This window comes from Streptomyces sp. A18, assembly GCF_059026065.1.
Window position 1 is genome coordinate 1 of the sequence record NZ_JBWLKL010000100.1, and the last position, 4,522, is coordinate 4,522.

The window sequence follows — 4,522 nt, forward strand, 5'->3', positions numbered from 1 at the left end:
GGGCGCCGCCGTGGACTGGGACGCCCTCTTCGGTAAGCGCCGCCAGGTCGACCTCCCCACCTACGCCTTCCAGCGCCAGCGCTACTGGCTGAACACCCCCCACGAGACCACCACCGCGAGCACATCGGACCACCCGCTGCTCGACGCGGTGATCGATCTGCCCGCCGACGGCGAGGACGGCGGAGCAGGCGCAGTGGCGGCCGGCGGGAGCCTGTCGTTGCAGCGTCACCCGTGGCTCGCCGACCACGTGGTCCACGGTGCAGTCCTGGTGCCGGGAACGGTCCTGCTCGAGATGGCCGTGTGGGCCGCACGCAAGGCGGGCTGCGATGTCATCGACGAACTCACCCTGGAAGCGCCCCTCGTGCTGTCCCGGACCGCCGACCGCGACATCCGCGTCGTGATCGATGGCAAGCGTGTGATCAGCGTGCACTCGCGGGGCAAGGGCGAGACCGAGTGGACGCGGAACGCCGTCGGCGTCGCCGGGTCCGACACCGCGGCCAACCCCGGCGAGGAAAGCCTCCTCACGTGGCCTCCCGCGGGCGCGGTCGACGTGCCCTTCGAGGACGAGTACGCCAGGCTGTCCGACAGCGGATTCAGCTACGGGCCCCTGTTCCGCGGCCTGAAGCAGGTGTGGCGCCACGGCGACGCCCTGTTCGCGGAGGTGGAGCTGCCCGCGGCCGACGGCGGGTCTGCGGACCGGTTCCAGATCCACCCGGCGCTGCTCCACGCCGCGCTGCTCCCGGTCGGCCCGGGGCAGCTCGTCGACAACTCCCGGCCCGAAGGCTGGCTGCCGTCCCGTTTCACGGGCATTCGCGTCAACTCCACGGAGCCGACGGAGCTGCGCGTACGCCTGGTTCCCGTGCGCGAGAACGACAACGCGCTGTCCGTGACCGTCGCGGACCAGACCGGAGCACCGGTCGGCAGCATCGAATCGCTGACCCTGCGGCCCGCGGACGTCGAGAAGCTGACCGAGCTGAGCTTCGACCACCAGGAATCGCTGTTCCAGGTGGAGTGGGCCCCTCTCGCCCTTGCTCCCGGTCAAGCCACCGGACGGTACGCAGAGGTCCTCGCGGATCTCGACGAACTCACCGCATCCGACAACGAGATACCCCCCGTCGTCATCGCCAGGATCGACCGGTCGCCCGGCAGCGACACCCCCGCTGCCGCCCGGGAGAACGTTCACCGCGTGCTGCGGTGGACGCAGGGCTGGCTCTCCGACGACAGGTTCGCCGAGTCCCGCCTGGTCATCGTGACGCGGAACGCGATCCACGACGAGCAGGTCCCGCACACCGATCCCGCGGCCGCCGCGATCTGGGGCTTCGTACGCTCCGCGCAGACCGAGAACCCGGGCCGCTTCACGCTCATCGACACGGACGGCGAGGCCGCTTCCGCGGACTGCGTCCCGGCGGCAGCCGTAACCGCGGAATCGCAGCTCAAGATCCGCTCCGGCAACGTCAGCACGCCCCGCCTCGCCCATGCCCGTGGCGGCTCGGCAGAGGACGTCCCGGCCCTCGGAACCGGGACAGTACTGATCACCGGAGGCACCAGCGGCCTCGGCGCGACGCTCGCCCGCCACCTCGTCGAGCGCCACGGCGTACGCAGGCTGGTGCTGACCAGCAGGCGGGGCGAGGCGGCCACGGGGACGGCAGAGCTGCGGAAGGAGCTGACCGAGGCGGGAGCGCAGGTCGACGTCGCCGCATGCGATGTCACCAGGCGCGAGTCCGTCTCCGCGCTCATCGACGCGGTGCCGTCCGAGCACCCGCTCACGGCGGTGATCCACTGTGCGGGTGTCCTGGACGACGGCGTCGTGGAGGCGCTGACCGAGGAGCGCGTGGACGCGGTCCTCGCGCCGAAGGTGCGCGGTGCCTGGTACCTGCACGAGCTGACCAAGCACCTGGACCTGTCCGCCTTCGTGCTGTTCTCCTCCATCGCGAGCGTGCTCGGCACGGCGGGACAGGCCAACTACTCCGCGGCCAACGCTTTCCTCAACGGCCTCGCTGAAGCCCGTCGGGCCGACGGGCTTCCGGCCGGCTCGCTGTGCTGGGGCTTCTGGGCCGAACGCAGCGGCATGGGCGGCGAACTCGGCGAGGCGGACCTCGTACGACTGCAACGACAGGGCGTACAGGCGATGTCGTCGCACGAGGGACTCGCCCTCTTCGACGCGGCCATCTCCCGTGCCGAGCCGGTACTGGTGCCCGCGCGGCTGAACCTCCCGGCACTCGGCGCGGCGCAGGCCGGGCACGGGGGATCGCCGCTCCTGCGCGCACTCACCGGCACGACGGCTGCCGCGGGCGGCGGACCGGGCGGCAGGGAAGCCACCGGCATCCGGCTCGCGCAGCAGGTGCGGTCGCTGCCGCGGTCCGAGGCGGAGGCAGCGGTGCTCGACGCCGTACGCGCGCAGACCGCGCTCGTCCTCGGCCACGCCGACACCCGGCGGATCGGCCCCTCCGTGGCCTTCAGGGAACTGGGCATCGACTCGCTCACGGCCCTTGAACTGCGGAACAAGCTGGCCGCGATGACCGGCCTGAAACTGCCCGCCACGCTCACGTTCGACTACCCGAACCCGAGCACACTCGCGCAGTTCCTGTACGAGGGCATCGCCCCCGAAGCCGGTGCCGGACCCGCTTCCGCGGCCGACCACTTGGCCAAGGAGATCGAAGAACTGGGCGCCCGCCTCGAGGGCGCGTTCCTCGAACTCGCGGCGGAGGACCAGACCACGATTTCCACTCTGCTCGGCGAGCTGCAGGGCCGAGTCCGTTCGATGGCGAGCGCCGGATCGCCGGTGGCCGTCGTCGACCAGATCAGTTCGGCCTCAGTAGGAGAGCTTCTCTCGCTGCTGGACAAAGAGCTCGGATAGGGAGAGCGCGATGACGACGAACGATAGCAACGCTGATGTTCTCGACTACCTCAAGCGGACATCGATCGAACTGGTCGAAACACGCCGGCGCCTGACGGCGCTGACGGAGGCCGCCGCCGAGCCCATCGCGATCGTGGGTGTCGCCTGCCGCTTCCCCGGTGGGGCGGCTTCCCCGGAGGCTCTATGGGACCTGGTCCAGTCGGGCGCGGACGCCGTGTCCGACTTCCCCGATGACCGGAACTGGGACCTGGACGCTCTTTACGACCCGGACCCGGAGCGGCCCGACACCAGTTACACGCGCTCGGGCGGGTTCCTGCACGACGCGGGTGAATTCGACGCCGAGTTCTTCGGGATCAACCCGCGCGAGGCGCTGGCCGCCGACCCGCAGCAGCGGCTGCTCCTGGAGACCTCGTGGGAGTCCTTGGAGCGGGCGGGCATCGACCCGCAGACCCTGCGCGGCAGCAACACCGGCGTCTTCGCCGGCCTTGCCTACTTCGGCTACGGAAACCACTTCTCGACCCCCGATGCCATCTCGGGTTACGCGCAGACCGGTTCGCTGCTGAGCGTGGCCTCGGGCCGGGTGGCGTACACGCTGGGTCTTGAGGGCCCCGCGGTGTCGACCGACACCGCGTGCTCCTCCTCGCTGGTGACGGTGCATCAGGCCGTGCAGTCGCTGCGGCAGGGTGAGTGCGGTCTGGCGCTGGCCGGTGGTGTCACCGTCATGGCGACGCCGCAGGTGTTCCGTGAGTTCTCGCGGCAGCGGGGTCTGTCGGTGGACGGGCGGTGCAAGGCGTTCGCGGAGGCGGCGGACGGTACGGGCTTCGCCGAGGGTGCGGGCGTCCTCGTACTGGAGCGGTTGTCGGACGCGCGGCGCAACGGGCGGCGCATCTGGGCCGTGGTCCGTGGCTCGGCGGTCAACCAGGACGGTGCGTCCAACGGGCTCACCGCGCCGAACGGTCCCGCCCAGCAGCGCGTGATCCGCGCGGCGCTGGCCAACGCACGGGTGCAGGCGAACGAAGTCGACGTGGTGGAGGCGCACGGAACCGGCACGACGCTGGGCGACCCCATCGAGGCGCAGGCGCTCCTCGCCACCTACGGGCAGGAGCGGGACCCCGGCAGTCCGCTCTGGCTGGGGTCGCTGAAGTCGAACCTCGGACATACGCAGGCGGCCGCGGGTGTCGGCGGCATCATTAAGATGATCATGGCGATGCGTGCCGGGGTGCTGCCGCAGACGCTGCACGTGGACCGTCCGTCGTCGCACGTGGACTGGTCGGCGGGGGCGGTGGAGCTGCTGACCGAGGCCAGGGAGTGGAGCAGCGCACCGGGCCGCCCCCGGCGTGCGGGCGTGTCCAGCTTCGGGGTCAGCGGCACCAATGCGCACCTGATCCTTGAGGAGGCGCCCGAAGAGGTGCCTGAGGAGGCGTCTGGTGAGGCGTCTGGTGAGGCGGAGACGGCGTCCGGAGGTGTCGAGCAAGTACCCAGTGCCCTTGGCGAGTTGGCGCCCTGGGTCGTGTCGGCGCGGTCCGAGCAGGCGCTGCGGGCGCAGGCGGAGAATCTGCGCGAGTTCGCTGTCGCGTCTGGTGCTGATGTCGCTGATGTGGGTGCGTCGTTGGTGTCTGGCCGTGCGGCGCTCGAGCATCGTGCGGTGGTGCTGGGGCGTGGTCG

2 protein-coding genes are annotated in these 4,522 nt (G+C 71.0%); both read left to right on the forward strand.

Going from position 1 to position 4,522, the window contains the following annotated elements:
- Positions 1–2,857, forward strand: a 2,857-nt coding sequence (locus tag AC5P1C_RS43435) for a type I polyketide synthase (protein WP_493871537.1), incomplete at its 5' end; no start/stop codon positions are given.
- A gap of 10 nt (positions 2,858–2,867) precedes the next feature.
- The coding region (locus AC5P1C_RS43440) for a type I polyketide synthase (protein WP_493871538.1) at positions 2,868–4,522 on the forward strand (1,655 nt) is incomplete at its 3' end.